Source organism: Modicisalibacter xianhensis (assembly GCF_900113605.1).
GTDB classification, from domain to species: Bacteria; Pseudomonadota; Gammaproteobacteria; order Pseudomonadales; family Halomonadaceae; genus Modicisalibacter; species Modicisalibacter xianhensis.
This window is the reverse complement of sequence record NZ_FOPY01000014.1, coordinates 116,982-141,714: the sequence shown is the minus strand read 5'-3', so window position 1 is coordinate 141,714 and position 24,733 is coordinate 116,982. Positions and strand designations below refer to the sequence as shown.

The window sequence follows — 24,733 nt, the reverse complement described above, 5'->3', positions numbered from 1 at the left end:
TCCATGCCCTGCATGTTGGAGTGGTCCATGTCACCATGTGCCGCCATCGCTTCCATGCCGCGATCTGCGATCTTACGGCGCTCCGGAATCGGCGCCACCATGCCTAGCCGAGGAGCCAAAGTGCCGCTAGCGTAACCGCTGCGGTCCATAGACTCGGCAAATATGGTGTACGCACGGCCAGCCTCAGGCTCGACGAGTACGTCGAAGGTTTCGGCCACGGCAATGCGAAACTCGTCGACGGGTACCGGTTGTACTGGCTGACCGTCGGCGGACACCACGGTCATTTTCAAACCAGGGATGCGTACGTCGAAGTAAGACATTGCTGAACCGTTTATGACACGCAGCCGTACTTTTTCTCCCGGCTTGAACAGCGCCGTCCAGTTATCTTTTGACGTATGGCCGTTCAACAGGTAGGTGTAAGTACTCCCCGTCACATCGGCGATATCGCGGGAGCTCATGCGCATCTGCTCCCACATCGAGCGCTGCTTAACAGTGTCGGCAAATCCGTTCTCCGCCACATCGGCGAAGAAATCAGCTAGTGTTCGCTCCTGGTAGTTGTAGTAGCCTTCCGCCACTTTCAAGTGACGGAAGACATCCTGTGGGTCTTCAAAAGTCCAGTCGGTAAGAAGCAACACATGTTCACGGTCATATGTGAACGCCTCAGGTTCTGCAGCATCGATAATAAGCGGACCCGCGTGGCCAAGCTGCTCCTGTAGACCGGAGTGGCTGTGGTACCAGTAGGTGCCGTTCTGAATCACAGGAAAACGTGCCGTGAACGTTTCACCCGGAGCAATACCAGCGAAGCTGACGCCAGGCACTCCATCCATTTCCGGTGGCAGGATGAGCCCGTGCCAGTGCACCGATGTTTCCTCATCCAGCAGATTGGTTACCTTCAATACGGCATCCTGTCCTTCGCGCAGGCGTATCAAGGGCCCCGGGCTGGTGCCATTGAGCGTAATTGGTTTTCCCATTTTGCCAGCGATAGGCAACGACTCACGCCGCACCGTAAGGGAGATTTCGTTGCCCTGCTCTACCCCTTGGGGATAGAGGTTACTGAGGCCTGCGGAACTGGCCCAGGTGGGGCGCAGACCCAGTGCAGCGGTAGACAAACCTAGCGCGGAAGCGACCTTTAGCAGTTGACGCCGCGATAGCGTCTGTACTGTCGGTGAAGATGCCATGGCACGGTTCCTGTAATGAGTGAACAGAAGCACGAAATGGCAGCCAGTCTAACGCAGCAAGCTGAAATTAAGCTGAACAAACAAGCTGCACTTGAGAGATGCTTTTTGTAATTTTTTAAACACCTAGCTCAACGAGGCATTAGTATCTGAGAATACAAGGAGCGTTTCCTCCACATCTGGGACTGCGCCAATCGCCGTGGTGCGAGAATTTTCTGGTTTCTTGAACCGTCAAAATCCCTAGGGGAAGAAAGAGATCAGGAACGAAATCATCAGCGCCGTAAGATGCTGGCACAGAGGAAATGCTGGCTTACTTTGGGGCTATCATAACGATCAACAACACCCCACAGTTTCGATTACCTCTTGGTCAAGGACAAGAGTCATGATGCCTGGGGGCTATTCATGTTAGGTAATACGGGCCCGAATACTCTATACCACCAAACACAAAAAGAAGTCATCAAAGGCCAAATAATCATCGCCCTAGGGCAGGGTCACCAAGACATACAGCATGAATCTACCTGAGCCCGCAAAGTACCTGGGCGTTGGCTTACCAACCTTCTAGCCTTCTAGGGGGAGAAAAAGTGATCGGAAGGGCTTGGTAGTCCTTTCAACCACTTAACCCGGACCCCTTATTTCTTAGGTCAATTCCCTTCTTGTTCATAGTATTAGCTAGTAACATAAAATTAGTTACCAGCCACTCTAGCCTTATGGGATGTGGCCTTCTAGGCCATGTAACACTTTTGCTGATTACATTTTTCACGGAAACTTGCCGACGATACAGGGTGGGCCTGGCTGCTCGAGGAGACCACAGAACCGACCAATGGGCATATTGCACAGAATGCGATAAGCAAACCCGAATCAGCCGGTGGAGATATTGCACCGATCACAGATCAGCCCGATCCCCAGATCATTGCTGATGAGGGTGGCCAGGTGGCGCCAGCTGCTGGCGCAAGTACCCAGGGTGATGTAGCGGCCGAGCTGGATGACTGGAGCCCAGAAGTCGACGACGATCATAGAGATCCTGCTGATGTCCCTGGTCAGGGGGGAGTCATGCCTGATCCAGCTGAGCATGCGCCCCAGGTGGCGCAGCCGGCCAACGAAGATGGCGCATGGCTGTTGGGGGAAGACCCGCAAGACTCACCTCAAGCCGGTGAGCATACTAAGAGCAGGACGCAGGCTGACCCTGAGGCAAACTCCGCTGTAATGGCTGATGCCGCGTCAGCTAACGCTGAGCAGCCCCAAGCGGCAGTGGCGCGGCAGGATGATGCCGAAGCTACCTCACCGATCCAGCGCCGGCTGAAGAAGCGTGGAGGGGCCTCGGTAGGACGCCAAGGCCGAAAGGCATCCAGCAGCGAAGCGCCAGCAGCCCAAGGTCAACAGCCAGGCCAAGGGAAGGCGAACAAAGGAACAGCCAAGCCAGGTAGCGCCAAGGCGGAAGTGAAATGGGTTCCCAAACTATTTAGCTAATCAGACGGCATCACAAGATGCCGTCCCCCCTGTAACGTGCAATGACTTCATCCAACTGCCCACCTCCGATCGAATCGGCGTATCGATAGGCAGCTTGCCAGAAGCGCCTTTGGCCGGGAGGAACGTCTACCGATCGCCGCTCCACGCAGAAACGCCCCTCATCGATGCCGCTACGGTATCGATAATGGAAAAAATCCTGGTCGACATCCTCTGATGCCTTTTTCACCTCCTCGCTGGCCATCACTTCCAGATTGGCTAGCGCCCGGTTGTGAAACAGTTGAGGTTCCAGGCTGGCGAGCAAGTACAGCACGTCTTCCATGCGATGGTTAATGTCTGTGCCGCGGATTCGGTAGATCGCATCGAGGTGACGCTCACCCAGTATCATCGCGTCCCGCCATTCGTCCCTTGAGGGGTCGTGGAATTCCCGACCATCGCACTCGATGCCTACTCGTCGTCCATCCGGTGTGGCCAACAAGAAATCGCAGATGAAATTGCCGCATAAGGTTGGGGTGGCGTGTTGCGGGGTGAGGGTTACGTCATCATCCGCGTGGTTGATGTATAGCTCAACAAACCTCGTTTCGATGGGGCTGTCATAGGGAGGGGCGAACGTAACTGGCATCCAGGCTACCTACTTGATGAGGGCTGCGTTCCGACTCTAGCACAAGGCCGATAAAGGTTGGACGTTGGTAGGCCGCAGAAGCTATGATGCAATTATGTAGCAATATCGCTGCAAATCTGCAGGGAGATTAGCCATGAATGCTGAGGCTATCAAAGAGCCGTCCGATTACGACGCTCCCGACACCTTCGATCAGTTCCTCGCTGACTTGAAAGCACGAGCACGGCAAACCAAGAGCCCGATCATCAGCCCCAGGATGTTCTGTCTGGCTCTGGGTATGGATGTGCAGACGCTTGCCTCCCGGGCTCATGTCCACCGTGTTACCGTTAACCGTGCCCAAGGCGCCGAAAAGCTGCAGGCCTACCTACGGGATGCGGTACGAGTCATGGGCGCTGCGGCTGACGTTAATGGCAGCTTCCAGGATGCCGCGTTCTGGTTTCGCAACGAACCGATTGGCGTATTCGATTTCAAGACGCCTGAGCAGCTGGTCAGTGAGGGCCGCGCCGAGGATCTATTGCGCTATGTCCAATCGCTGAGTGCGGGCGCGGCCGGATGATCCTTACTAGCCTGGCTGACCAACCGGCTTATCGTGTCCATGTCCCTCGCTGGGCGATCGCGCCAACCAGTGGTGCTGGCGCCGCCCAGCATGGCGGGCGCCTTAATCGGATCGGGGTGTCCGCCCTGTACCTGGCTCTGGAAGAGTTGACCGCCCTCGAGGAGTACCGGCAGCTCTCGACACTGATGCCTCCCGGGCTGATTGTGAGCTACACGGTGGAGTTGGCCACCGTGGTCGACTTCAGCCAAGGGTACTCGGCTGACTGGGACGCGCTCTGGCAAGAAATGAGTTGCGACTGGCGCAGGCTGTGGTTTAACGAGCGGATCGAGCCGCCCAGCTGGCTGCTGGGTGATATTGCCCTTGAAGCAGGCGCCAGCGGAATCCTGTTCCCATCGGCAGCCAACCCGGGGGGAGTGAATCTCGTCGTCTACACCGATGCACTGAGCGACCAGGATAGGCTCAGCGCCTACGACCCTGACGGCCGGCTGCCTGTCGACCAATCATCGTGGCGATAGCCACGGCCCTAGTTTCCGTCACACCGCCCCCTACCTCTCCTCGAGACCTGTCACAGCGGGAATGAGGAGAGAGACATGCAACATCATGAAGTGCTGATCGTCCGTGGCGATGCTGATCTGCGCTGCTATTGGCGAGCGATGGAAGGTCAGCCTTTTGCGGAAATCGACCCAGCTGACTTTGGGATCGAGCGACGGAAAGCGCAGGTAAGGTTCCATTCGCGGGACTGGCCCTACGCTGCCTCAGTAAGGCTATCCATTGATGGCCAACGGCGGACCTATCCCGTCAGGCATGGTCTATATGGCCTTGTGGTTCGGCCGGATCGTTGATTCCACGCCTCCCCCAGCCAAGCTGCGGGAGGCTTTCTGTTAGTGTCACCTCCCGCCCTATCTCCTCTTGAGACCTGCAATTCAGCAGGAATGAGAGAGGAGTAGGATCATGAAAGTAAAGTTTCAACAATGGGTCGCCGCCGTGCGACGAAGGATGCAGGATGGCCAGCCTCTGATGGGGCCGGACAGCCTGCAAGCACTGACAGACGATGTACGTAAGCTCGGACTTGGCGCCATGGGTGCCGGTGTCCTGGGTTTCTTCGCTCCTAGCGAGAAAATCAGTTTAGGCGCATCAGTTGCCTTGTTTTTCCTGGGTGCTATCATTTGGGTAACAGGTATTGCGCTTCATGCAAGAATTGAGCGCAACAGTGCAGATGAGAAGGATTGACACTATGAGTCCTTTTGGATGGATAGTTGCAGCTTTTGCGGTTTTCATGGCGGGCGTGTGTTTCTTCACGTTCGTTCAGATTGAGCGCAGCAAGCATCATCACCATCAGAACGGCAGCAGCAGTTAGCTGAATTCTGGCGATTGTCATTCTCGTCAGAACAAGAGACATTGATCTCACATTCAACAAGCTCCCCTCCGGGGAGCTTTTTCATTTCCAGCTACCGAAGCCAGACGAGCTTGATCAGCTGATCACTTCCTTGGCCAGGGAAGCGCCTACAACCACCACCCCAAGGAAGCCCCACGCCAGTGGGTTGGTGAGTAGTCGAGACAGCGCATAGCGGTATGGATGGGCTACAATGCGGTCCAGCCGCGATTCTGCGCTTGCCGCCTTCCGGGTGATCTTGGTGAGCTGTCTATCTCGCTCTTCCAGCAGGTGCTGCTGATCCAATAGCCACTCGCTGGCATTCACCTCTTGAATATTCAATCGCCAGGCTCGATCGGCCACTTCAGTCGTAAGGTCACCAGCCAGCATGGATTCGGAACGTGCGGTGATCGCAGATTCAGTCTCACTGAGGGTGAAGGAAATTCCGTATTGCTCATAGAACCGATCGCGCCTCGGCTTATTCATCCCATCCCAAGCCCCGGGCTTTTCATCTTCCCAGGAAAGCTGGATCGTCATGACCTCTGCTGTAGGCCACTGCTTTGCCCATGAGACGATTTCAGTCATCAGGTAGGTGCCGATACGATACCCAAGGAGGCCCCTTAGCGGCATGTGTACAAACCCGCCACTGCGACATTCTTCGTCGGTCAGCTTGACCCGCTCGTTGTTCCCGAAGCCGGCCGGCGAATAACACGCGGACCAGCTGAATTGGTTGCTGCCATGCGGTCGCTGGCTGTCGATCCGCTTGACCTTGAGCGTCAGCCGGGTGGTTTGGCCAACGATAAGCTCTTTGCGCTGAACCAGGAGGGTCGCGTCCGGGGAGGGGCTGTTGGGCGTGTCACGGTGGCGTACCTGGAGCACACGCAGATCCTCACGAGACGATCCCCGGTCAGTAGTGTCCTGGACAGTGGCGGGGATGGTCATCGACTTTTTCTCCTGAATGGATTGTTTCGCATGCGGAACATGAGGGATGAACCAGAGATACCACATTATGCAGTGTCAGCAAGGCCCCTATCTCCTCTTGAGACCTGCTTTGCAGGAATGTGAGAGAGAAGAGAGAGAATCGCAATGGAAACATTTGGCGAGCGTTTGGAAACGATCATCCTTAGCCGTCGCGGCGGAAACTTCGGCGAGTACCTAGGGGTTGAAGGTGTGAGCCGCAGGGCGAGATTGGAGAATCAGGTGTTCAAGGTCCGCTCCTGTGTTGAGGTTGATGCCGGCTGGATGTGGGAGGTTACGCACGAGGCAAGCGGCCTTACAGAGCGCTCCAACGAGCGCTGGGGGCTGTGCTTCGCTGCTGATCGCCTAGCTCACAATGTGAAGCGCGTGGGTGCCTGGAAACTCCCGGATGGGTTCGTGGTTTCCTCTGTACCGATGGCCGCTTTCTTGGCAGCACGCCAGCAGGGAGGTGTAGCTAATGTTTGAAGCTACGGACATTATCCACGCCTACTCTCGAGCCGATGCAATCGATGAAGGTCAGTTGATTGATGTCAGCGAGCGAGCGAAGCATGCTGGTGGCAATATGATGGGCTTCAAGGTGCCTGTTGCCATGACTTCAGCAGTATGGGAGTCACTGGTGGCCTGGCATTGCGATGGGAGTCCGTCTGAACGGCAGCAGCATGAGGAAAGACGGCTAGGAGACGTTCTCTATGTCGCCTTTGAAGCTGCTTCCCAGCAGCGCAACGAGAGCTTGGTCGAGTTCATTGTTGATGTGCTTGAGCAAGCCGAGTCTGGCCCAATTGTAGAGCCAACACATGTCGTCATGACAATCGGCCCCGGGGATACTCCTGAGCCCGTCATAACGATCATGCTACCCGAGGAGGACTGACGCGATCGCGCAGTCACCACTCCTCTTCATAAACCCCTGTCAGCCTTGTGCTGTCAGGGGTTTTCTAATGTATGCGGCCTGGGGCATGCTTGATGGCTATGGAGCCGGCATCCATAAAAATGATCTACTAGGGAAACAGTTATGCAGCAGAAACCTTTACCACCTGTCCCAGAAGGTATCTCAGGTTATTTTTTCATGCGGTTATGCACCGACTCTTTTTCAGAAGACGGGAGCGAGTGGTACAACTTTAAATCGCTGGAAAACCTCCCTCCGTATAGCTGCAAATACGAGCTGGACCCAGACAATCCCTTATCGTTTCGCCGCCCTCCTGGTACGAAGGATTTTTATGTCATCGAGCTACCGTTGCGTGCAGCACTCGAAACCATGGAAGAGGAGGAGCAGTTTTTATTAAATCCGGCAAGGTGGAATAACGTGACACGCGACCTCTCGGAGGGCTGGTGTTACCACCCTTGGATGTCCGCTTTGCCTGGCGGCCGCCCGACGCTGCAGAATGGGCGTCACCGCATCGTTACCATGATGAGGCTGTTGGGGATGACTTCCGCACCCTTCGTTGTCGAGCCAGAGCATATCGCTGCTGTTAAAGCGTGGCCTGAGTTTAAGCTCGCTACGGCCTAGCCTTCCATCTTCGTGTGAAACTGTCTCCTTGGGCTCCCTACCGCAAGGCAAGCCTGGGGAGGCTACCGTGTGTTTCGCATGCGTAACATCAGATGACAGTACGAGCCCTATCTTTCTTGGCATCAGCAAACTGCGATTCTGATGATCGACTAAGCATGTAAACATGGAAGCAGGAGAGCATTCCTTGAACAAGCGAGTCACGTTCAACTTGATACTCTGGGGAGTTGGGCCTGCTTCAGTTGCGTTGGCTGCGTCAACTACCGGCATGGTTCAGGTAATAAGCGAAGCGTATCTCACAATAACTTGGCTTTTTGGTACTGTGATGTCGGTAGTTGTTGTGACATCGCCTTGGCTCTGGAAATACGTAGGCAAGGTTGAAAAGGTTGTGCCTACTAGCATCGAGTGGGCTGAATTAGGTCTTTCAATGCTATTGGGCGTTTTGCTAGAGAATATGATACTGGTGATATTTCCGGCGATCTACGCAGCAATAAAAACAAGGGTTGATCAGATTTTTGAAGAGAAACAAATAAATGATTGAATCACGTTAAAGAAAATAATTGTCGCTTGATAGCTTCATGTTGATAGTCACAACATTCTCTGCCGTGCGTTCTTGATCGTAGCATTCTCTGTCAGTACCGCCCCTACCTCCTCATGAGACCTGCAATCCCGCAGGAATGAGAGAGGAGCAAGATCATGGGTACATTGTGCATGGCAATGCCGGCCGACCGTAAAGCCTACCTGGACGAGAACTACTCCACGAAGGATGGTTCACAGACAGTGCTAAAGTCGAGCTTCGTGGGCTCTACCTACTACGCTGCTATCAAGATCAAGCGGCCGGGAGAAGCCCCGGACCAAGCGCCGTTCGAGTACACACTCGGAGCCGTGATCAAAACGAGCAGCATGCAAGGAGAGTTCTGCTACAAGTCTATGGACGAGACCATGGGGCCTCATGAATCTCAATGCCCCATGTCCATACTTAAACTGCTGTCTCCGCTGGAGGAGCTTGAGCAGTTGGGAGTTGTAGTGGGCACCAGCCTGAAGTATGCCGGTGAATGGCGTGAGCGATGCCGAAAGCATGCTGAGTCGAAGAAGCAGCGTGCTCGCCTGAAAGCTGGCGATCGCATAAAGCTACCGTACTCGGTACGGTTTGTTGGAGGCCTGGAATGCGACACATTCACTAAGGTGGATCTGCCGCGTAAACGCAATGTTTTCAGGCCGGAAGGTTCGTCCATGTTGGTCAGGCTTCAGGCCCGCCACTTGGATGATGCCGTAGTGCTTGCATAGTTTCACAAGCCCCCTCTGCTGATCTCAGCATGGGGCTTTTTTATGCTGGCGCCAGCCGCCTATTCAAACTGGACACCCATCCCCCTACCTCCATCTGAGGCCTTCAGCGTTTGCGCTCACCTGGCCAGGCCTCCAGTTATATCCAATCCATGGACCATGACCATCGCTAATGGAGGCCGTCATGTCTGCCCTGACGTATGAAGACCGTTTATTTCTGCGAGAGTTAAAGAAGAGTCTAGCTGCCAGTTGCGCCAGTTTCTTTGATGCCACCTTCGGCACCAATGTACTGCCGGCGACAGGTGCCTCGATCGTCATTGAGGGCCGGGTTTTGATGGACATGTACGATCACGCGCCAGGGATGGCCTTCTTTGAGCAGGACTCTACTCGATCAGTTGCTGTGCCTCCGTACACCAATTTCGGTGAGTTGCGCGAGATCGCAGAGACACGTTTTGCAGAGCTGGAAAAGATATGTCGTGAAGCCGACGAAGATTATGAGGGGCTATTCACGCCACACAGTATTCGTATCTGCAATCGTGATGGGGAAGTTATCGACCTGTACGAACGGGGAGCTTGGCTTGACGACACCATTCCCCCTGACCAATGGGACTAAACAGTTGCACTGATCAAGGATCTGGATCGCGAAGGCAGCATTGAGTCTGGGTGGGACAACTTTTCGACAGCCCGAAGAATGCACCGGAAGGCCGCTCGGCTACGGCTATTACTGAGCCTTTCCCAGTATAGGGCGAACAAAGCTGCGTGACCCCAACAAAGAGGCGGTTATCCATAGGCCACCTCCGTTTCGCGTGCGAAACATTTAGCCGGTCAGTGAGCCCCCTACCTCCTCATGAGACCTGCAATTGCGTAGGAATGAGAGAGGAGCAAGACCATGACGACACAGACAGACAAGACAACTTGCTGGATACCGAAGTGCCACCTACCTGCACTACGCGAGAAGGTGGAACGGCTCGATCGCAAGGCCAAAAAACTTGGCATGGCGCCCTTCGAGATCCGCGTCCTGGAGGAGGCCGTAAGGCCATGGACTCGCGAGACGGTGGACCTTGAGGATCGGCTGTCGCACTTCAGACGTGAGCAAATCGTTGCTGTGAAAGTCTCGATCAGTGGCGAACCCCCTAAGCTGGACGGGTATCGCTTGCTGGCGCGGATAGACATGGCAGCTGCCCAGGCGGCTCGTGTCACCCCCTTGGAGTGGGCCTATGGTCGCTTACCTGAGCCCTACCGTTCGGGTGACGCCACGGGAGACTGCAACCATTGCAACAAGCGGCGCGATCGGCGCTATCTCTTCCTGATGGAGGAGATGGCAACCGGCACGGTCCTCGAGGTCGGCAAGACGTGCCTCAAGGACTATGTTGGCCACCAAGGTGCCGAGTCGATGATGGCTCGCGCTCAACTATTGGTCTCTGTGATCAACATGATGGAAGAGATCGATGAGGTTGGCCTAAGTGCTGGTCGCCCGCCAGAGGCGGTAGTCGAGCTGCGATGGCTGATGGCCGCAGCAGTGAGGCAGATCCGTCAACGTGGCTTCGTGTCTCGTGCTCGAGCAGAGGAAACCGGCGACTTGGCAACCGCTGAGATCGTTGGGGAAATGGCCCGTTCAGCCCCTATGCTCAACAAGGGGATGAAGGCCTTTGCGTCTGAGGACGTGGCACGAGCTGATGCTGTGATTGAGTGGGCGCGGCAAGTGCTACCGAAGCAGGCTGAGCATAGCGAGTTCGAGACGATGATTGTTCATCATGCTCGATTCGATATGGTCGGTCTCAAGCGCGGTGTCGGTGTCATGACGGCGGCCGTCACTGCCTACGATCGGTATGAGGAATCAGCTGTTGCCGGCGAGTCCATGAAGGCTCTCGGCTATGCTGGTGCTCCAGGCGATCAATTAGAGATGGAAGTAGTGCGGAAGCGGTCCTTTTCGTCTGACACGCGATGGGGGCTGATGTGGAAGCATATCTTCTGTGATCTCGAAGGCCGATACATAGTCTGGAAGACAGGCAAAGCCCTCGAGGAGAATAAGGTCGTGTTGAAGGGGCGGGTCAAGGAACATGGCGAGTACCGGGGGATTCCCCAGACCGTCGTGACGCGCTGCTCAGTACGTCCTGCATGATTCACATGCCCCTGCACCTTTCGGTCAGGGGCTTTTCTATTCTGCCGCTGGCGCTATTTCACCCCCTCTATGCCGCCTATGGGTTGTTCCGCATGCGAAACACCGCTCAGGCGCCCCTAGCTGTCCACTAATGGCAGTCCCCGCCCTATCTCCTTTTGAGACCTGCAGCGCAGGAATGAGAGGAGAGAGTGACATGAATATCGAGCTGATCGTAAACCAAGAAGATGCCCTAGCCTTTGGCCGTGAGTTCGGTGGGCTGAAACTGGATGACCTCAGTGATGATCAGGTGGCGTTTGCCATCGACTCAGCCCAAGGCTCACGTTTCATCCTGCCACGGCAGGCCGGTCGCCGTTGGCGCCAGCCAACTCCACGGCAGATGGCAGACCTGGGGGCGGATGCGAATGTGGCATTTGAGGTCTTCTCGCTAAACGAGCTGGAGGGCTTTGCTTTCTCAATCTCGGACGGGACTGTTATCCAGGTGCGCCGTCCCGATCGCGAATTGCACCGGCAAAGCACCCTGCAGTCGATAGAGGACGCTGAGGATGTATTCGTGGTGAGCTTCACGAAGCGGGTCTTTGGCACGTTCCTCCTTAACCTGGCCCACTGGAGCTATCTCCAGCCCAGGGCAACCATCGTTCGTCACCTTTCACGGTGACACCTTCATAGCCTCCTCGACTCTTTTGGGTCAGGAGGCTTTTTCACGCCGGCAGGAAAAAATCGCCAAAGGTGCCTGTTTAGTGTCAGTGGCGCCCCTATCCCCCAACGAGACCCATTTCGTTGGGAATGTGAGAGAGAGGAGATTTGAACATGTGGGGGCAAACTCTACAGATAGGTCACATTGGCGAACCTGAGGTTCGGACCAACGGCAATGGCAAAACTTACGTTCGGTTCGGCATCAACATGGCCAAGAAGGCTGGCGCTGATCCGATGTGGCTCAACTGCATCCTTGGCGGGCGTTTTGCTGAGGTGATGAAGGATCGCTTGATGCGTGGTCAGTTGGTCTTTGTTGAGGGCGAACTGTCCTTTCGCAAGGCTGATAACGGCACTGTCTACACCAACCTCATGGTCGACACTTGCCGCATCCTCCGTGACCCGCGTAGCGCTGGTGCTGCCGGTAACGAGGACGAAGATGGGGAAATCCCATTCTGATGTTTCATTCACGGCCCCTGGTTAATTCCTGGGGCTTTTTCATGCGTAGACGATAGGTAGGCACATGAGCGAGACAGACCAGAAAACCAGATCCACGTCTCAGCACCCCTTGGCCAGGGTAATGCCCTTAGCAGGTGGCGTGCTGGGTGCGATCGCGTTTGCTATTACCGTCATCCCGATTGATCTCCCTTGGGCCTCGTCTAGCGCTGAAGCTCCCGCGGTCGTGACCTTTGACACGGCCAAGTACGTCAATGCCCGCCGTGCAGCCGCCAGTGAGCTGCTGGGGGACGGAGAGGTGCGTGAATCTGCCGTTTCCACATTGGCGCGTGTCGATAATGGCGTTCGGCCGGCGATCGTAGAAGCCGCGAATGGCGCCATGGTCATTGTCCGCCAAGCAGCCGTCTTGGACGGCACTATCCCAGACATTACAGACACCGTGCTGGCTGGTTTAGGCCTGCCAACAGACGCCCCCACGATCGAGACAAGCCTTGATCGGCATGGGGACACCACATACAGCGCCTCGAGCCTCTATGAGGAGGCTCGCGAGCTGGTTAGCCGTGCCAACCAGCAGGCGCGTGAGCGTGCCGCTTCGCAAAGCGAGGCGGGTATTGAAGAGCTGCTGCCCTGAGCAGCAGATGATTAAAACCTGATGTGGCCATGCCCTGCATGGCGAAGACTTCGCCAGTACCGCTGGCGCTAAATTATGCTCAAGGAGCTAACTGATGAAACACCTCACCCTGATCGCTTCCGCCGTTACCCTTGCTTCTGCACTCATGGCTGGCTCTGCATTTGCCAATGAACAAACTGCTGGCGCAAAAAGCGTGACAGATTTGATGACAGGCACCGCGACTGACAAAGAAAAAGCGGCGGCCGAGAGTATGGAACTTCCTCAGGCCGTGGCAGACCTAGGCATCCCTGATGCGAAGGTCGACAAGACCTTTGAAACCGGCCTGGATGGAATTAAGGGATGGGTCATCAGTGTCGAAAAGGACACCAATGTGATCTACACCACCGAAGATGGTAAATACGCTTTCATCGGTATGATTCTGGGCGAGGGAGGCGTGAACCTGACTCAAGAGCACATGGCTGAGCACATGGAGACCAGCCCACTGGCCAACATGCCGAAGCGTGCCGGCGCCCAGGACAGCGGGTACACGGATGCGCAGGAAGCTGAGGCTCTTGCCCAAGTCGAAGAAGAGGCCTTCTACATCGAAGAGGGAACGGGCGACAAGATTCTCTATGTTGTCTTCGACACCCAATGTGGGTTCTGCCAGAGGATGTATCAGGCATCTCGAGCGGTCCTCGATGAAGTGACCATTCGCTGGATTCCTGTTGGTTTCATGGGCGAGGGCTCGCTCCACCAAGCAGCTCAACTGGTCGACGCCGAGAATCCCATTGAAGTGCTGGCCACGTTCGAGCGTGGTGGGTCCGTTTCAGGTGCCCCGAGCACTGAAGCCATGAATATCGTGAGCGAAAACAGCAACCTGATGCAGCAGTTGGGTATCCGGTCTACACCGAACACGATCTACAAGGATGAAGACGGGACAGCACATATCGTGCGTGGAGCCCTCCGTGCAGCTGAAATCCGCAACCTGTAACCTCTTCACGGCTTGAAGTAAATGCGCCCTGGCTCCCTCACGGGAAGCCCGGGCGCCCAGCTAGAGGGCACCCTATGTCTCTAAACGACCAACGCTCCGTCAGCGTGCTGCGCCGAGCGTTCGAAGGCATGTTTCCACAGTTCGCAGTAAACCGCCTCTTCCCGCGCCAGCCGTTCAAGGTAGGCCGCGGCACAAGGGAGAAAACCGTTTATCCCTATCGCTGGCTACACCGCCCCCTGACGATCGAGCAGGCGCGATGGGTCGCCGAGCGATCAGTTGAATATTGGTTGCGGTGGTTCATTGGCTTTGGTCTGTCACTGTACCTCTCTGTCAAATTGGGACCGCCCTATGGCGCCTTCCTCCACTTAGGTTTCACGCTACTTGCCGCATGGACACTGATCGGAGTAGCCGTGGCGGTCGGGCGGAATAGGAAGACACCGAGGATAGATGCATGACCCAGGGTAACGAGCATTGGCTCGCCTCGCTGGGGCGGGTGCTGATTGGGCGTGACAGGCAATCGGCTGAGGCTGTCCAGGTCGACCCGAGTGACCCCGCAATCACGAAGATGACAATCAACCTGGCACTGGATCTTCTGAACGAGGAGCGATCGCACGAGCGTTTCTCGCCAAGAGATCGAGTCACATGGAAATGGGGTATGAAGAACAAGGGCGTACCCCTGGCCAGACAGACCGCGGTTGTTCTTCAGGTTCGCAAAGATCCCATCATCGATAGCACACAGACCCCCTCATCCACATATTACGGAGAACCCTTGGATGTGCTTATCGGGGTGTATACCCACGAGGGCATTTTCAGAGAGCTATGGGTTGATGGCCGGCGCCTATGCTTGCTGACCGATCAGCGTTTAAACGGCCCCAACGGTGCTTCGATGGCTGGCAAGGTGAAGAATGGTTGATTCAAAGGTCGCAGCAGAAACCCCGCCGATGTTCGATGAGATGCTGACCATGGTGGCCAAGGAGCAGCTTGGCCTGGATGGGAGCTATACCGTCTATGCGGTAGCGACGGATCAAATTGATGAGATCAACCTCGCGATGATTGAAGGGCTCGAAGACATACACCTTCACAGCTTCACCGTAAGGCTCCCTCCTGGCCTGGTGAGAGTCAGCCTGGCTCCCCGCGACGGCGATCGCTGGCGCATGGAGGATGCGGTACATGGCGTGGTGGATTATGGCCACCCAGCGCGAGAGTCGATGAGCGCCAACTGCTCAGGGAGTGATCGGCGCCTTTACATACCTACTTCCAACGGCAAGCACTGAAAGCTGTCGGTTGGCTGAAGTAATTATATAAATCGTCGTCTGGTATAGATATAATATGAACAGTGATGATGCCCGTCTGGAACAGCTGCATGAGCTTCCCCTTTCCAAAGAAGATCAACGCTTCATTCTTCACTGCCTCCGTGAAGGGGGCGTGGTCGTTCATCAGCCCGTTCTGGCTGCATACCAGGAGTGCTGGCTCAATGCGGCCGAGGCAGCCCCTGATCCGCAACGAGATAACGCGGGGAGAAGGGCAGCCAACACCTTTCTACGTGAAGCTCTGGGGGTCGAGGCATCAACCAATCCAAGGTGACCAGCGTTCCAGGCGTACTGGGATGTGAGCTGGGGAGGGGAGGAGGAGTTATACCGTTACCTATACTTGCCTCATATACCAAGTGGCAGTCTTCCCCCTACCTAGAACAAAGAAACCGAAGGGGCTTCACATGTTCAACAACACACTTCTATATCGGGCTCACAGTTCATTTCCCGATCCCGACGAAATGACCAGCCTCATCCAAGAGCAGCTATTCCGTGGTTGCGCACCCACAGAAGCCCGAAGGGTAGGGTGGTCAGCTGTTTGTGGAGATGTGCTGGTACACAGCATGCTTTCACAATTCCTTATCCTTCGCTTTCGACGGCAGGAGCGTCTGCTCCCAGCAGCTGCAGTTAAAGAGCTGGTGGAGGAGAGGGCAGCTGAAATGGAAAAGGCCTCTGGAAGCCCGCTACGCCGTGCGGAAAAGCAGTTGCTGAAAGAGCAGGTTTACGAGGAGGAACTGCCCAAAGCTCTCAAACGTACCGGGGATTTCCTGGTTGCGATCGACACCAGGCGAAACTGGATTCTTATCGACGCTGCCAGTCGGAAGAAAGCCGAAGAGGCACTGGATCTGCTGCGTATCACCCTTGGGTCACTCAAGGTCACCCCGCTGGCAACTCGCGACCGGCCAACGGCTTTGATGACCACATGGCTCTCCAAGCCTGATGAGCGTGCCGAAGGGTGGACAATAGGAGAATTCTGTCAGCTCGAATCACCATCAGGTAGCGAGGGGGTAATCAGAGCTGCGGAGGTCGACCTCGATAGCGACGAGATTCTGCAGCACCTCGAGGGTGGCCGCATCTGCTCTGCGCTTGCCATCGCCAGGACGGACCAGCTGGCGCTTCAGCTTCAGGACGATCTGGCCTTCAAGAAGATCAAATTCGATGACGCGCTGCTCGAGCAGGCCGATACCGGCGAAGACGAAGCATCCCAATTCGATGCTGATGCCCACATACGCATTCCAACCCTTGCGGCCGTCGCCGAAGAGTTGATCACGCTCCTGGGCGGTGAAGTAAGCCCAGTGCGCGAGGAGACTGCCGACAGCCCCACGGAGGCAACTCAAGCCGCCTGACCCCACTTTCATTCCCAGCGTTTGGCCTGGCCCTGTCCAGGCCTTTTTTTTTGCGCCTGTCAGTGCGGTTTATACTGTTTGCTGACTCAGTTTATGTGGATTATCATGTTTCGCATGCGTAACTTGGCAGGGATCGCCACCGTTTGCACCAGGACATTTCTAATCTGCCTCTTCCAGGTCGGCTACCGGGAACACCATGACCAAGATAATCAGTTTCTCCAATCAAAAAGGCGGGGTCGGCAAGTCGACCATTTGCCTTCAGTCAGTCTTCTATCTCGTAGAGGCGGGCTATCGCGTACTGGCGATTGATTTCGATCCTCAGGGCAACACCTCGAGCCGGCTTAGCCAGAGTGACGAGAGCAGCTATACGGGCACCCCCTCCGTCAGACTGTTCGATGAGAGCATGCCTGACATCCAGCCGATGAAGTGCGAGCGGGGGATGGATCTGATCTGGACCACCAAGAACGATCCTGAGCTATCCGAAATCGAGTCTCTGCCGCTGAGCTGCGTTATGCACCCGATCACGAACCTGAAGGCATCCGGCATCCTGGACAACTACGATTACGTTCTGGTCGACTGCCCGCCCAGCCTGGGTCGCAAGCTGGTGGCCGCGCTCACTATGTCTACGCACGTCATTTGCCCGGTGCAAGTGAGTGGCTTCGCCCTGGATGGGGTCGAGGGCCTGCTGAATACGATCATCAGTGTCCAGGAAGAGCTGAATCCCGCCTTGGAAAATACCGGGATGGTAATCAACAACCTCAAGCGCGGCTTCGAGGAGGACATGGTTACTCGGGATGAGCTTCGCAAGGCGGTCCCGGATCTGGTCTACAAGGCAGAAATCGGTGTCCGTGGACAGCTCGACGTGGCCAACCTCAACGGTGTCCCCGTTTGGAGTATCAAGAAAACCTCGGCTCGAGAAGCCGCGAAAGAGATCCGTGCAGTAATCGAAGAACTCATGGAAAAGGTAGGCTGACCATGGCACTGGGAAAATTAGACAACCTGCAGAGCCTTTCACGCCGCTCGAAAGGCGCCAAGGAAGTTTTGGTGCTGGATACAGCTGATGTGGTGCCGAAGGAGGGCCAGGTCCGTGAGAAGTTCGCCGGCATCGATGAGCTTGCCGACTCCATAAAGTCGCATGGCCAGGAACAACCGATCATCGTCTATCCCAAGGATGACACCGGCAAGTACCGCATTCAAAAAGGCGAGCGCCGCTGGCGTGCCTGTAAGCTGGCCGGCGTGCCCGTCGAGGCGATCGTCAACAAGAAGGACCAAGACGAGCTGGACGAGACTGCCGGCGAGCTGATCGAGAACATCCAGCGCGAGAATCTGACCCCTATGGAAATTGCCAAGGGGATACAGAAGTTTGTGGACGGCGGATGGAAGCCCGTTGATGTGGCCAAGCGGCTCGGCAAGTCACGCGGATACATTTCGCAGCATCTATCGCTACTCAAGCTCCCTGAGTGCGTTCAGAAGCTCTACGAGGAAGAGGTCACTGCCGACCCGGAATCGCTGAATTCGCTGAGACAGCTGCATCAGATTGCACCTGACAAGGCCGAACGCATCTGCGAAAAGGCGCTTGTCGAAGGCATCAGCCGTAAAGCATGCCGCGAGCTGCTGAAGCAGGCAAAGGCCGGCACCCTGCCAGAAGATCCAGGAACAGATCCAATGGCGCCGCAAGCGCCAGCACCGGCTGTTGGTACGCATGATGATCAGCCGCCATTGAGTGGTTTCGATACTCCCTCCACATCAGGAGATACGACCTCTGGAGGCCACGAGGAGGACCGCGGGCCAGCACCGCCTCCCCAGCCCCAAAAGGATGAAAACACACCCTCTGGGAAGGGGGATGTTGCACCGTCAGAGTCACCGGCCCCCAATCCAGCGCCAGCGACTGAGCAGCCCAAGCCGAAAGAGACGGGTGGTGGCAAACCTGCAGCCCCTGCTCCTATGTTGGCCAAGGAACCGACACGCGCTCGCATCGTTGTGAGCATCACCACGAAGGGCTCTCGGCGAAGCGGCATGCTTCTAACTGATCGCATCGATCCTGAACCCGGGTATTGCTGGGTACGTCTCGACAATGATGGCGAAGACGTGCAGAGGGTAAGTGTTTCCGATGTGCAGTTACTCGGTGTCGAGGGTGAGGACTGACCTCTATGCCGAACCTATCCCGTGACACGCAGCGGAAGTACGCGATCATACGTGCAATAGATCACATGGAACGGCCGAGCCTTCAGGACATCGCGGATGCAACCGGCATACCGGCCGGCACGGTCAAGCGCCAACTGACCTCCATCCGGGAGGAGTTTAAGGTGAAGATTCTCTTCATTCGTGACCCAAGCTCCCCGGAAGGGGCTTTGGGCTACTACGCACTCGAAGGCTGGGGCATTCTGGACCCTGCCTCTTTTCGCGAGCACTTTGGCTGAAGGGCCAAGCAATACCGACAGGGAGCCCCGCTGGGCTCCCTTTTTTTATCCGTTCCACCCTTCGCTGTGGATTTTGCAATACCCACCCTGCATGGCCACCCAGCGGTCTGGCGAAGGCACCAGATGCGCATCGACGGCAGCGTTACGGCACCTTTTGCCCTTTGAGGTAAGCTCAGAACATCGAACCATGTACCCGGATTCATGCCAGGCGATGTATTCACTGCGACTGACACCATAGACACTGGCGAAAGCCGCGGCCGGATCGCACCAGAATAGCTCGAGCTGCTTTGGAGTTAGCGTCACGGTGGTTTTCCCAGCTGGGCCATCGTGGCTGGCGCTGAAGGAAATTCCGCCCTCTGCCAGGCGTTGGATCACGTCCACGACTTCAGCTGAGGCCTTGGCTTGAAGTGTCATATCCCTTTCATCGCCTCCTCAAGGCGTCTTTCGGCGCTACGGTCATAGCGTTGCGTGGTGGCCAGGTTGGTATGGCCCAAAGCGTATTGCACAGTGAGAACGTCAATGCCTCGATCCAGCATGTTCGTGGCGAATGTGCGCCGGAAGTCATGCGGTGCGCATTCCTCGACGCCCGCCTGAGCGGCCCTCTCTTTGATGATGAAGTACACGGCCTGATCGGTTATGCGATGGTCTGTGATAACCCCGTGGCGACGCACCCTGGTGAACAACGGGCCGGTATCTCGCCCTAGCTTACTTTGCCATGCCGTGACTCTCAGGAACGTATCCTTGGGCATGAAGACGAGACGTTCCTTGTTGCCCTTGCCCACTATCCTGATCGATTGCCGGCCGCGGTCGATCATCTCTAGGTCAATGGAGACAGACTCCGAACGTCGCAACCCAGTATTGACCAGCAAATGAAGCAAGACGGCATCTCGCTCCCCTTTGGGGGTCTCGTCTGTTTCGCATGCGGAACAAAGGGCACGGATCGTGACATCATCCAAGTGGATGCCCTTAGGCAACCTCGAGCCCCGAACTGACTTCAGATCATTGATCTGCTGATAGCTTTCACTGTCCATGCGACCAGCGACCCAAGCCTCACGAGCCACACCCTTCATCGCGGACAGCGATGTATTGATGGTCGCGGGAGCCTTATCCAGCTCGCTCAACAGCTCGATAATCGATCGTACATGTTCACGTCGAAGCAGATGCCACGGGCAGCTCTTGATGTCGTGTCCACCGCTCAGGTGAGCAATGTGTAGGAGGTGCGATCGCATCGTAATCCGGCTTCGGCGCGAGCCGAGACCCATAAGGTAAGAAAGCGCAGGGTTTCCTTTGGCCTCTGCCAATGAATCGGCTGCTATGGCCAGGTTCCCTGTAGTAGAGCTAGGAACGATCGCCAAGGAGTCAGCCATTCCAGCCACTCCCTCCCGCGCCAGCAACGAGTCGCTGCAAATGATCAGCCTGGTCGGCAGAGCACGCCACGACCTCGAGGAGATCCCCGCCCTGATGCACTAGCTCATGGAATTCTGTTGAGCCTGGCGCCGCCTCGACGTAGACACGCTGGCGACGAAGCCCGCCCGGAAGGGTGTGGCTCAAGTGCTCGAGCACAGAGTCAGCGTCATCCAGGACATTGACGATTTCGCCCGTGTCCCGAAGGATGGCCATGAAGTCGTTGGTGCTGAGAACTGTATATCCTGCTCGAGGCGGCATTATCGAATGATCGAACATCCAGATGCTCCTGTGTCGTTGTGATTCTTTGCTTTGGTCAGGGGCTAGCCGATGGCGCCCGTCTGGGATGCGTTTCGGCACCAGCTGGCAAAGGCCTCTTGCTGATGTTCGGAACAGGGCGAGAAACCCTTGAACACCCCGCCTTCGACCCGCAGCTCATCGAACCGGCCTTCCGTGTCACGATAGAAGATCCGGCGCTTGCCGAGCCCGCCTATGTCAGCGTTGATACGATCGATGACTCCCTGGGCATCATTGGTCACCGATCGCGGTCCATTCTGGTCGATGGCCAGCACGAGGGTGTCGGTGACAACGGCAAGGGTGAAGATGGCCTTCCAGGTCATTCAGCTGGTCCTTATCGTTGGGCTTGAAGTCAGCCTACACGGCTTCATTACCCTTCTCTACTTTCTTAAAGAGTTATTTTAATAAGTAGAGATAGAAAGAGCCAGAATCAGGTCGAAAATGAGCCAATTTCAAGGTCACTTACCGAGGGTAAAAATATCCGTATCTATTTGATATAGAAGCGCTATCAGTCAATTTATCGCGATTTTTGCGCCGCTGTACGCAAAATCTGGAGCTTCAGCAGATGCCTAGCCGGTGAAATTTCGCGAGAGAGGACCGTTTTGGTAGCGCTTGCGCTCATGATGCTGGATGGCTTAGCGTTGACGCGACGTTCACCTTCCATGGACTACGCCTCGTTGACAGGGACCGGCGATACCCGCAAAATGTGCTTTGCACACTTTCAATTACTATCCTTAGGATACCCATGTCCCTATTGCGTCACTACCAACTGCTCCAGGAGCAAGCCGCATCTTTGAGTACCGAGCTACAAGCGCTCGAAAGTCGTGATGAATTCAAGAAAGAAAAAGACTTTCTTGATAAGTTAAAAGGATTGATGCAAGAGTTTGATAAATCAGGTAGCGACGTATTACGTTTACTTTCTCCTGGGGAGAATAGTAGCGAAACTCCCGCTCGCCGAAAAAAACGTAAATTAAAGGTATATCGTAACCCAATCAGCGGCGAGACTGTTGAGACAAGGGGCGGAAATCATAAGATCCTGAAGAAATGGAAGGATCAACATGGGGCTGAGACCGTAGATTCTTGGCTAATCGAAGAGAGATAAACGCTTTAACCGGCAGGCTGACAGGGGTTTAAAATGGCCAGCAAAAGCAATAAGGACAAGGACATACAAGCGGTGTCGGTTAACAAACCACCCCAGCTTGACCTTTTCAGCCTGCAGGATGAAAGGGATAAGGATTATAGCAACAGCATCGACATTTATGATGCTTTACCCAAATATTCGCTCGAAAAACGGCGTCGTTTTAGTGATCTCACGAATGCCGTTAGGGAGCGTGAATGTCGTATTGGCGATCGCACCATTAAGGTTAAAGTCAAACCTGCCATCATTGAAAACAGCAAAGGCAAGCACGAGCTTGTTTATCCTGGCGAGCGCGAGGAGATTATCGAGGACGCCCTTAGGAAGTTAGCGGTCAATGGCGGCATTGCCATGATCGATGGAAAAGCGGGTGTGCTTTTCACTTTCTATGAGCTGCGGGCAGAGCTACGTAGAAATAATCACGAGTTTAAACTCAGCGAAATAAAAGAGGCTATTCTAGTTTGCCGTGGTGCCCAGCTTGAAACTGTCACGCATGACAATGAAACAGTCATCTCCTCTAGTTTCTTCCCCATGGTCGGTTTAACCACTCGGAAGGATATACAGATGCGCGAAGGTGATACTAAATGCTATGTGCAGTTTAACCCTTTAGTCACCGAGAGTATTCAAAAACAGACGTTTCGCTTGTATGACTACCGCACATCGATGTCGATTAAGAGCCCTCTCGCTCGCTATATACATAAGCGTATGAGCCACTATTGGAGCCAGGCGTCAGCCCGAGACCCCTACACCCCTCGCCTAGTTTCATACCTGGCAGGCAGCCCTCGCGGGCTTTCCGATCGCATGGGCAGCAATGTACGCGCCATGAAGATCGCCCTTGATGTGCTTGTTGAACATGAAGTGGTAGCCAGCTACAAGGCAAAGCGCATCACAGAAGGCAAAAAACTAGTCGATATACACTATGCAATTTATCCGACTGATAAATTTGTAAAAACAGTGAAGCGGGCAAACTATAAAAGCAACTCTATTCGCCTGAAAAGCGATCTTCGCGAGATCGGCGAGGAGGCTACACTATAATTAAAGTTTGCTGCCACTGGAAATAACAGGATGGTTTGGAAATTGCCATGAGTGATCGAGAGCTGGCCCAGGAAGAAGCAGACGGGATGGAATGGTGGAATCAATGTTCACGCTACGAGCGTGCGGCATGGTGCCGATAAGCCGGCAGTGCGCGGCCGGCTGACGCTTGGGCAGCATATAAGCGCGTTCGGGACAGGGCCTCGATGAGTGATGCTCTCATCGGATACGACCTGCCCCATGCGGATTTTTACGAGCCGTATTCAACCTCTGCTGAGCCACACAAGCCCGATTGGGCCATCTATCAGGCATTCGACACTGACGGCAAGGACACGAGCAACTGACCTACCCTTTGATCCCGCTGCCACCGCGCCAGCCCTGCAGGTTTGAGCTATTGAGCCCTCTCTCGATTCGGTGGGAATGCTGCACAGGAAAACCTTCCCTCCCCGTACCATGCGGCTACCTCTTCACAGACATCCATAGGGCAGGACCGCCTAGGTGGGAACGTTGCACAGCAGGCTTGTGCCTTCTTCCAGCTATCACCTGCTGGAAATGATCACCAGTCCTTTGAAAGTGAAATCTGCCTACTCCTTGCCTGGCCCAGGGCATCGATCTGTGCCACCTTGATGACTGAAGCTGGCAACAGCTCGCATAGTCACAAATGTTAACGGTATAAATGCTCGGCAAGGCTGTCTCACGTATCCACATTTACTGTGGGTAAGGCTGTGGAAAAGTGACGTTGGATAGGTGGGGATGTTGCATCCGTTCGGTGGGGACATTGCACAGATCATTTTTTGACCAGCTTTTTCGGCATCAATCCTAGGTGGGGATGTTGCATAGTTAGCAAGAATCGAAGCGCGAGGAATCTGTCAACCCGGTATGCCATTCAATTAGCAGGTGGGAATGTTGCACAGAAGATGACGAAACGAGCCGAAATGTGGACAAAATCCCGTTTTCTGTGGACATCGAAAGGATAAGTTGAAGGTCTAGGTGGGAACGTTGCACAGCAAGCGGTGGGGACGTTGCACAGCAAGCGGTGGGAATGCTGCATCGATAATCGAAAGGTTATCCCGAGTTTTCAGCAGCTTGAGGCGCATTTAACAGCCCGTAACCCTGTCTTACCCCCGCCTTATCCCTAGAACCTTTTTGTATTAACCACAGATTGAGGCTTCGAGGTGATAGGCCATATCCTCGGGAAGAATGACCAAGGAAGATAAACCACGGATCGCAGCGTAACAGCCCTCTAAGTATAGCCATTAAAAAACCCCTCGAGCATCGCTGCTGAGGGGCTATGGAAACGGCATGGCCGCTAGCGTTATATCAGCCCCTTCTCTGCAAAGCTGACATGCTCGGTGCCTCCCACAATGATGTGGTCGAGCACCCTAACATCGATCATCCCCAGGACCTCCTCGAGCCGCTTCGTGATCTTGCGATCGGCATCGCTCTCGGTAGGATCTTGACCTGGATGGTTATGGCTTAGGACTACACACGCTGCATTCAGCTCAAGCGCACGTCTAGCCACCTCACGAGGGAATACAGGCGCTTGAGCCAGGGTGCCTCGGAACAGCTCTTCGTGCTGAATGACACGGTGCCGTGAGTTAAGCCACGTCACTGAGAACACTTCATAAGGCAGCTCCGAATACTTCAGCTTCAGGTAGTCGGCCACGATCCACGGTGCCGTCAGAAGCGCTCCATCGCCTTCAAACTGGCCCATGAGTCGTGTTTCGATAATGTTCAGCGCCTCACTGATAACCGCATCCTCGCGCTCCCTGCGCTGCTCTGTGGTCTCAACTGCTCCCTTTCCAGGCAGGCTATAGAGTTTTGCTGGCTCAGCGACAGCCGCTGCGGTCGTCCCGGCCGCGAACATATCCATTTGGTTGCTGGGTTTCATCTCACTCTCCTCTCTCATTCCCGTTGCCGGGTCTCGAGGGAAGTTAGGGGGATCACTGACTGATGGCTGTCACCTGGCGC

35 protein-coding genes are annotated in these 24,733 nt (G+C 55.2%); 26 read left to right on the top strand and 9 right to left on the bottom strand.

The annotated features are described in order from the left end of the window. The 3 genes from BM194_RS16405 to BM194_RS16395 all read right to left on the bottom strand — a co-directional run. Window positions 1–1,178, bottom strand: a 1,178-nt coding sequence (locus tag BM194_RS16405) for a copper resistance system multicopper oxidase (protein WP_143097613.1), incomplete at its 3' end; no start/stop codon positions are given. A gap of 855 nt (window positions 1,179–2,033) precedes the next feature. Then, window positions 2,034–2,189 carry a hypothetical protein gene (locus BM194_RS20695; protein WP_177223446.1) on the bottom strand — a complete coding sequence of 52 codons (156 nt, stop codon included), beginning with the start codon at window positions 2,187–2,189 and terminating at the stop codon, window positions 2,034–2,036. A 463-nt stretch (window positions 2,190–2,652) separates the two neighbouring features. Next, window positions 2,653–3,261: a hypothetical protein gene (locus BM194_RS16395; RefSeq protein WP_092848947.1), complete on the bottom strand. Its 609-nt coding sequence runs from the start codon at window positions 3,259–3,261 to the stop codon at window positions 2,653–2,655. A gap of 133 nt (window positions 3,262–3,394) precedes the next feature. On the opposite strand from BM194_RS16395, the gene BM194_RS16390 reads away from it, so the two are divergent. The 4 genes from BM194_RS16390 to BM194_RS16375 all read left to right on the top strand — a co-directional run bounded on the left by BM194_RS16390 (window position 3,395) and on the right by BM194_RS16375 (window position 5,044). Further along, window positions 3,395–3,814 carry a DUF2384 domain-containing protein gene (locus BM194_RS16390; protein ID WP_092848944.1) on the top strand — a complete coding sequence of 140 codons (420 nt, stop codon included), beginning with the start codon at window positions 3,395–3,397 and terminating at the stop codon, window positions 3,812–3,814. Beyond that, window positions 3,811–4,329: an RES family NAD+ phosphorylase gene (locus BM194_RS16385; protein ID WP_092848942.1), complete on the top strand. Its 519-nt coding sequence runs from the start codon at window positions 3,811–3,813 to the stop codon at window positions 4,327–4,329. Before BM194_RS16390 ends, BM194_RS16385 begins: the two co-directional genes overlap by 4 nt. A 75-nt stretch (window positions 4,330–4,404) precedes the next feature. Then, the gene (locus BM194_RS20500; protein ID WP_143097612.1) at window positions 4,405–4,656 is read left to right on the top strand and encodes a hypothetical protein; all 252 of its coding nucleotides are present in this window, start codon (window positions 4,405–4,407) and stop codon (window positions 4,654–4,656) included. Between the two features lie 109 nt (window positions 4,657–4,765). Beyond that, window positions 4,766–5,044: a hypothetical protein gene (locus BM194_RS16375; protein WP_092848938.1), complete on the top strand. Its 279-nt coding sequence runs from the start codon at window positions 4,766–4,768 to the stop codon at window positions 5,042–5,044. Between the two features lie 241 nt (window positions 5,045–5,285). On the opposite strand, the gene BM194_RS16370 is transcribed toward BM194_RS16375, so the two are convergent. After that, the gene (locus tag BM194_RS16370) at window positions 5,286–6,128 is read right to left on the bottom strand and encodes a hypothetical protein (protein WP_143097611.1); all 843 of its coding nucleotides are present in this window, start codon (window positions 6,126–6,128) and stop codon (window positions 5,286–5,288) included. Between the two features lie 144 nt (window positions 6,129–6,272). On the opposite strand from BM194_RS16370, the gene BM194_RS16365 reads away from it, so the two are divergent. From BM194_RS16365 to BM194_RS16275, 19 genes are all read left to right on the top strand, one after another. Further along, window positions 6,273–6,629 carry a hypothetical protein gene (locus BM194_RS16365; RefSeq protein ID WP_092848931.1) on the top strand — a complete coding sequence of 119 codons (357 nt, stop codon included), beginning with the start codon at window positions 6,273–6,275 and terminating at the stop codon, window positions 6,627–6,629. Beyond that, entirely contained in the window at window positions 6,622–7,032 is a 411-nt protein-coding gene (locus tag BM194_RS16360; protein ID WP_092848928.1) for a DUF6573 family protein, read from the top strand. Before BM194_RS16365 ends, BM194_RS16360 begins: the two co-directional genes overlap by 8 nt. Window positions 7,033–7,173: 141 nt before the next feature. Further along, a complete protein-coding gene (locus tag BM194_RS16355; protein ID WP_218155413.1) occupies window positions 7,174–7,668 on the top strand; it encodes a hypothetical protein in 495 nt (164 codons plus the stop codon). A 184-nt stretch (window positions 7,669–7,852) separates the two neighbouring features. After that, on the top strand, window positions 7,853–8,206 hold the full coding sequence (locus tag BM194_RS16350) for a hypothetical protein (protein ID WP_092848926.1): 354 nt from the start codon (window positions 7,853–7,855) through the stop codon (window positions 8,204–8,206). 155 nt (window positions 8,207–8,361) lie between these two features. Next, entirely contained in the window at window positions 8,362–8,952 is a 591-nt protein-coding gene (locus BM194_RS16345; protein WP_092848923.1) for a DUF6927 domain-containing protein, read from the top strand. A gap of 181 nt (window positions 8,953–9,133) precedes the next feature. Next, on the top strand, window positions 9,134–9,562 hold the full coding sequence (locus tag BM194_RS16340) for a hypothetical protein (protein ID WP_092848921.1): 429 nt from the start codon (window positions 9,134–9,136) through the stop codon (window positions 9,560–9,562). A gap of 276 nt (window positions 9,563–9,838) precedes the next feature. Further along, window positions 9,839–11,071 (top strand): hypothetical protein, encoded by a 1,233-nt coding sequence (locus BM194_RS16335; protein WP_092848919.1) that lies wholly within the window; start codon window positions 9,839–9,841, stop codon window positions 11,069–11,071. 193 nt (window positions 11,072–11,264) lie between these two features. Continuing rightward, window positions 11,265–11,726 carry a hypothetical protein gene (locus BM194_RS16330; protein ID WP_092848916.1) on the top strand — a complete coding sequence of 154 codons (462 nt, stop codon included), beginning with the start codon at window positions 11,265–11,267 and terminating at the stop codon, window positions 11,724–11,726. 152 nt (window positions 11,727–11,878) lie between these two features. After that, a complete protein-coding gene (locus tag BM194_RS16325; RefSeq protein ID WP_092848914.1) occupies window positions 11,879–12,220 on the top strand; it encodes a single-stranded DNA-binding protein in 342 nt (113 codons plus the stop codon). 64 nt (window positions 12,221–12,284) lie between these two features. Continuing rightward, complete coding sequence (locus BM194_RS16320; protein ID WP_092848911.1) at window positions 12,285–12,848, top strand: hypothetical protein; 564 nt, start codon at window positions 12,285–12,287, stop codon at window positions 12,846–12,848. A gap of 94 nt (window positions 12,849–12,942) precedes the next feature. Further along, entirely contained in the window at window positions 12,943–13,818 is an 876-nt protein-coding gene (locus BM194_RS16315; RefSeq protein ID WP_092848906.1) for a DsbC family protein, read from the top strand. A gap of 74 nt (window positions 13,819–13,892) precedes the next feature. Further along, a complete protein-coding gene (locus tag BM194_RS16310; protein WP_092848903.1) occupies window positions 13,893–14,273 on the top strand; it encodes a hypothetical protein in 381 nt (126 codons plus the stop codon). Beyond that, the gene (locus tag BM194_RS16305) at window positions 14,270–14,731 is read left to right on the top strand and encodes a hypothetical protein (RefSeq protein ID WP_092848901.1); all 462 of its coding nucleotides are present in this window, start codon (window positions 14,270–14,272) and stop codon (window positions 14,729–14,731) included. The genes BM194_RS16310 and BM194_RS16305 overlap by 4 nt, the downstream gene beginning before the upstream one ends. Continuing rightward, the gene (locus BM194_RS16300; RefSeq protein ID WP_092848899.1) at window positions 14,724–15,092 is read left to right on the top strand and encodes a hypothetical protein; all 369 of its coding nucleotides are present in this window, start codon (window positions 14,724–14,726) and stop codon (window positions 15,090–15,092) included. Before BM194_RS16305 ends, BM194_RS16300 begins: the two co-directional genes overlap by 8 nt. A 55-nt stretch (window positions 15,093–15,147) precedes the next feature. After that, complete coding sequence (locus tag BM194_RS16295) at window positions 15,148–15,402, top strand: hypothetical protein (RefSeq protein WP_143097610.1); 255 nt, start codon at window positions 15,148–15,150, stop codon at window positions 15,400–15,402. Window positions 15,403–15,532: 130 nt separating this feature from the next. After that, the gene (locus BM194_RS16290) at window positions 15,533–16,474 is read left to right on the top strand and encodes a recombination-associated protein RdgC (RefSeq protein ID WP_092848890.1); all 942 of its coding nucleotides are present in this window, start codon (window positions 15,533–15,535) and stop codon (window positions 16,472–16,474) included. A gap of 196 nt (window positions 16,475–16,670) precedes the next feature. Further along, window positions 16,671–17,447: a ParA family protein gene (locus tag BM194_RS16285; RefSeq protein WP_092848887.1), complete on the top strand. Its 777-nt coding sequence runs from the start codon at window positions 16,671–16,673 to the stop codon at window positions 17,445–17,447. Between the two features lie 2 nt (window positions 17,448–17,449). Beyond that, window positions 17,450–18,619, top strand: a complete 1,170-nt coding sequence (locus BM194_RS16280) for a ParB/RepB/Spo0J family partition protein (RefSeq protein ID WP_092848884.1) — start codon at window positions 17,450–17,452, stop codon at window positions 18,617–18,619. Between the two features lie 5 nt (window positions 18,620–18,624). Then, the gene (locus tag BM194_RS16275; RefSeq protein WP_092848881.1) at window positions 18,625–18,894 is read left to right on the top strand and encodes a helix-turn-helix domain-containing protein; all 270 of its coding nucleotides are present in this window, start codon (window positions 18,625–18,627) and stop codon (window positions 18,892–18,894) included. Window positions 18,895–18,939: 45 nt separating this feature from the next. On the opposite strand, the gene BM194_RS16270 is transcribed toward BM194_RS16275, so the two are convergent. From BM194_RS16270 to BM194_RS16255, 4 genes are read right to left on the bottom strand one after another with little or no spacing between them, the layout of a single operon-like run. Beyond that, window positions 18,940–19,308, bottom strand: a complete 369-nt coding sequence (locus BM194_RS16270) for a hypothetical protein (protein WP_092848878.1) — start codon at window positions 19,306–19,308, stop codon at window positions 18,940–18,942. Further along, window positions 19,305–20,261: a tyrosine-type recombinase/integrase gene (locus BM194_RS16265; RefSeq protein ID WP_092848875.1), complete on the bottom strand. Its 957-nt coding sequence runs from the start codon at window positions 20,259–20,261 to the stop codon at window positions 19,305–19,307. The genes BM194_RS16270 and BM194_RS16265 overlap by 4 nt, the downstream gene beginning before the upstream one ends. After that, window positions 20,254–20,577 carry a hypothetical protein gene (locus BM194_RS16260; RefSeq protein WP_092848872.1) on the bottom strand — a complete coding sequence of 108 codons (324 nt, stop codon included), beginning with the start codon at window positions 20,575–20,577 and terminating at the stop codon, window positions 20,254–20,256. Before BM194_RS16260 ends, BM194_RS16265 begins: the two co-directional genes overlap by 8 nt. Before the next feature lie 44 nt (window positions 20,578–20,621). Continuing rightward, window positions 20,622–20,918 carry a hypothetical protein gene (locus BM194_RS16255; protein ID WP_092848870.1) on the bottom strand — a complete coding sequence of 99 codons (297 nt, stop codon included), beginning with the start codon at window positions 20,916–20,918 and terminating at the stop codon, window positions 20,622–20,624. 422 nt (window positions 20,919–21,340) lie between these two features. On the opposite strand from BM194_RS16255, the gene BM194_RS16250 reads away from it, so the two are divergent. From BM194_RS16250 to BM194_RS20690, 3 genes are all read left to right on the top strand, one after another. Further along, window positions 21,341–21,697, top strand: coding sequence for a histone-like nucleoid-structuring protein, MvaT/MvaU family (locus tag BM194_RS16250; RefSeq protein WP_092848868.1), 357 nt, complete (start codon window positions 21,341–21,343; stop codon window positions 21,695–21,697). A 33-nt stretch (window positions 21,698–21,730) separates the two neighbouring features. Then, on the top strand, window positions 21,731–22,765 hold the full coding sequence (locus tag BM194_RS16245; protein ID WP_092848865.1) for a plasmid replication protein: 1,035 nt from the start codon (window positions 21,731–21,733) through the stop codon (window positions 22,763–22,765). A 203-nt stretch (window positions 22,766–22,968) separates the two neighbouring features. Beyond that, window positions 22,969–23,106 (top strand): hypothetical protein, encoded by a 138-nt coding sequence (locus BM194_RS20690; protein WP_177223445.1) that lies wholly within the window; start codon window positions 22,969–22,971, stop codon window positions 23,104–23,106. 971 nt (window positions 23,107–24,077) lie between these two features. Here BM194_RS20690 and BM194_RS16240 read toward each other — a convergent pair. After that, complete coding sequence (locus BM194_RS16240; protein WP_092848863.1) at window positions 24,078–24,653, bottom strand: JAB domain-containing protein; 576 nt, start codon at window positions 24,651–24,653, stop codon at window positions 24,078–24,080. Window positions 24,654–24,733: the final 80 nt, after the last annotated feature.

What these genes read in the sequence shown, in the direction of transcription:
- BM194_RS16285 (WP_092848887.1), top strand. Translation starts at nt 16,671, where the DNA reads ATGACCAAGATAATCAGTTTCTCCAATCAAAAAGGCGGGGTCGGCAAG.
- BM194_RS16365 (WP_092848931.1), top strand. Translation starts at nt 6,273, where the DNA reads ATGGAAACATTTGGCGAGCGTTTGGAAACGATCATCCTTAGCCGTCGC.
- BM194_RS16295 (WP_143097610.1), top strand. Translation starts at nt 15,148, where the DNA reads ATGAACAGTGATGATGCCCGTCTGGAACAGCTGCATGAGCTTCCCCTT.
- BM194_RS16330 (WP_092848916.1), top strand. Translation starts at nt 11,265, where the DNA reads ATGAATATCGAGCTGATCGTAAACCAAGAAGATGCCCTAGCCTTTGGC.
- BM194_RS16375 (WP_092848938.1), top strand. Translation starts at nt 4,766, where the DNA reads ATGAAAGTAAAGTTTCAACAATGGGTCGCCGCCGTGCGACGAAGGATG.
- BM194_RS20695 (WP_177223446.1), bottom strand. Translation starts at nt 2,189, where the DNA reads ATGATCGTCGTCGACTTCTGGGCTCCAGTCATCCAGCTCGGCCGCTAC.
- BM194_RS20690 (WP_177223445.1), top strand. Translation starts at nt 22,969, where the DNA reads ATGAGTGATGCTCTCATCGGATACGACCTGCCCCATGCGGATTTTTAC.
- BM194_RS16335 (WP_092848919.1), top strand. Translation starts at nt 9,839, where the DNA reads ATGACGACACAGACAGACAAGACAACTTGCTGGATACCGAAGTGCCAC.
- BM194_RS20500 (WP_143097612.1), top strand. Translation starts at nt 4,405, where the DNA reads ATGCAACATCATGAAGTGCTGATCGTCCGTGGCGATGCTGATCTGCGC.
- BM194_RS16240 (WP_092848863.1), bottom strand. Translation starts at nt 24,653, where the DNA reads ATGAAACCCAGCAACCAAATGGATATGTTCGCGGCCGGGACGACCGCA.
- BM194_RS16345 (WP_092848923.1), top strand. Translation starts at nt 8,362, where the DNA reads ATGGGTACATTGTGCATGGCAATGCCGGCCGACCGTAAAGCCTACCTG.
- BM194_RS16275 (WP_092848881.1), top strand. Translation starts at nt 18,625, where the DNA reads ATGCCGAACCTATCCCGTGACACGCAGCGGAAGTACGCGATCATACGT.
- BM194_RS16385 (WP_092848942.1), top strand. Translation starts at nt 3,811, where the DNA reads ATGATCCTTACTAGCCTGGCTGACCAACCGGCTTATCGTGTCCATGTC.
- BM194_RS16390 (WP_092848944.1), top strand. Translation starts at nt 3,395, where the DNA reads ATGAATGCTGAGGCTATCAAAGAGCCGTCCGATTACGACGCTCCCGAC.
- BM194_RS16315 (WP_092848906.1), top strand. Translation starts at nt 12,943, where the DNA reads ATGAAACACCTCACCCTGATCGCTTCCGCCGTTACCCTTGCTTCTGCA.
- BM194_RS16265 (WP_092848875.1), bottom strand. Translation starts at nt 20,261, where the DNA reads ATGGCTGACTCCTTGGCGATCGTTCCTAGCTCTACTACAGGGAACCTG.
- BM194_RS16260 (WP_092848872.1), bottom strand. Translation starts at nt 20,577, where the DNA reads ATGTTCGATCATTCGATAATGCCGCCTCGAGCAGGATATACAGTTCTC.
- BM194_RS16290 (WP_092848890.1), top strand. Translation starts at nt 15,533, where the DNA reads ATGTTCAACAACACACTTCTATATCGGGCTCACAGTTCATTTCCCGAT.
- BM194_RS16395 (WP_092848947.1), bottom strand. Translation starts at nt 3,261, where the DNA reads ATGCCAGTTACGTTCGCCCCTCCCTATGACAGCCCCATCGAAACGAGG.
- BM194_RS16370 (WP_143097611.1), bottom strand. Translation starts at nt 6,128, where the DNA reads ATGACCATCCCCGCCACTGTCCAGGACACTACTGACCGGGGATCGTCT.
- BM194_RS16310 (WP_092848903.1), top strand. Translation starts at nt 13,893, where the DNA reads ATGTCTCTAAACGACCAACGCTCCGTCAGCGTGCTGCGCCGAGCGTTC.
- BM194_RS16300 (WP_092848899.1), top strand. Translation starts at nt 14,724, where the DNA reads ATGGTTGATTCAAAGGTCGCAGCAGAAACCCCGCCGATGTTCGATGAG.
- BM194_RS16280 (WP_092848884.1), top strand. Translation starts at nt 17,450, where the DNA reads ATGGCACTGGGAAAATTAGACAACCTGCAGAGCCTTTCACGCCGCTCG.
- BM194_RS16360 (WP_092848928.1), top strand. Translation starts at nt 6,622, where the DNA reads ATGTTTGAAGCTACGGACATTATCCACGCCTACTCTCGAGCCGATGCA.
- BM194_RS16245 (WP_092848865.1), top strand. Translation starts at nt 21,731, where the DNA reads ATGGCCAGCAAAAGCAATAAGGACAAGGACATACAAGCGGTGTCGGTT.
- BM194_RS16255 (WP_092848870.1), bottom strand. Translation starts at nt 20,918, where the DNA reads ATGACCTGGAAGGCCATCTTCACCCTTGCCGTTGTCACCGACACCCTC.
- BM194_RS16325 (WP_092848914.1), top strand. Translation starts at nt 11,879, where the DNA reads ATGTGGGGGCAAACTCTACAGATAGGTCACATTGGCGAACCTGAGGTT.
- BM194_RS16355 (WP_218155413.1), top strand. Translation starts at nt 7,174, where the DNA reads ATGCAGCAGAAACCTTTACCACCTGTCCCAGAAGGTATCTCAGGTTAT.
- BM194_RS16270 (WP_092848878.1), bottom strand. Translation starts at nt 19,308, where the DNA reads ATGACACTTCAAGCCAAGGCCTCAGCTGAAGTCGTGGACGTGATCCAA.
- BM194_RS16250 (WP_092848868.1), top strand. Translation starts at nt 21,341, where the DNA reads ATGTCCCTATTGCGTCACTACCAACTGCTCCAGGAGCAAGCCGCATCT.
- BM194_RS16340 (WP_092848921.1), top strand. Translation starts at nt 9,134, where the DNA reads ATGTCTGCCCTGACGTATGAAGACCGTTTATTTCTGCGAGAGTTAAAG.
- BM194_RS16320 (WP_092848911.1), top strand. Translation starts at nt 12,285, where the DNA reads ATGAGCGAGACAGACCAGAAAACCAGATCCACGTCTCAGCACCCCTTG.
- BM194_RS16305 (WP_092848901.1), top strand. Translation starts at nt 14,270, where the DNA reads ATGACCCAGGGTAACGAGCATTGGCTCGCCTCGCTGGGGCGGGTGCTG.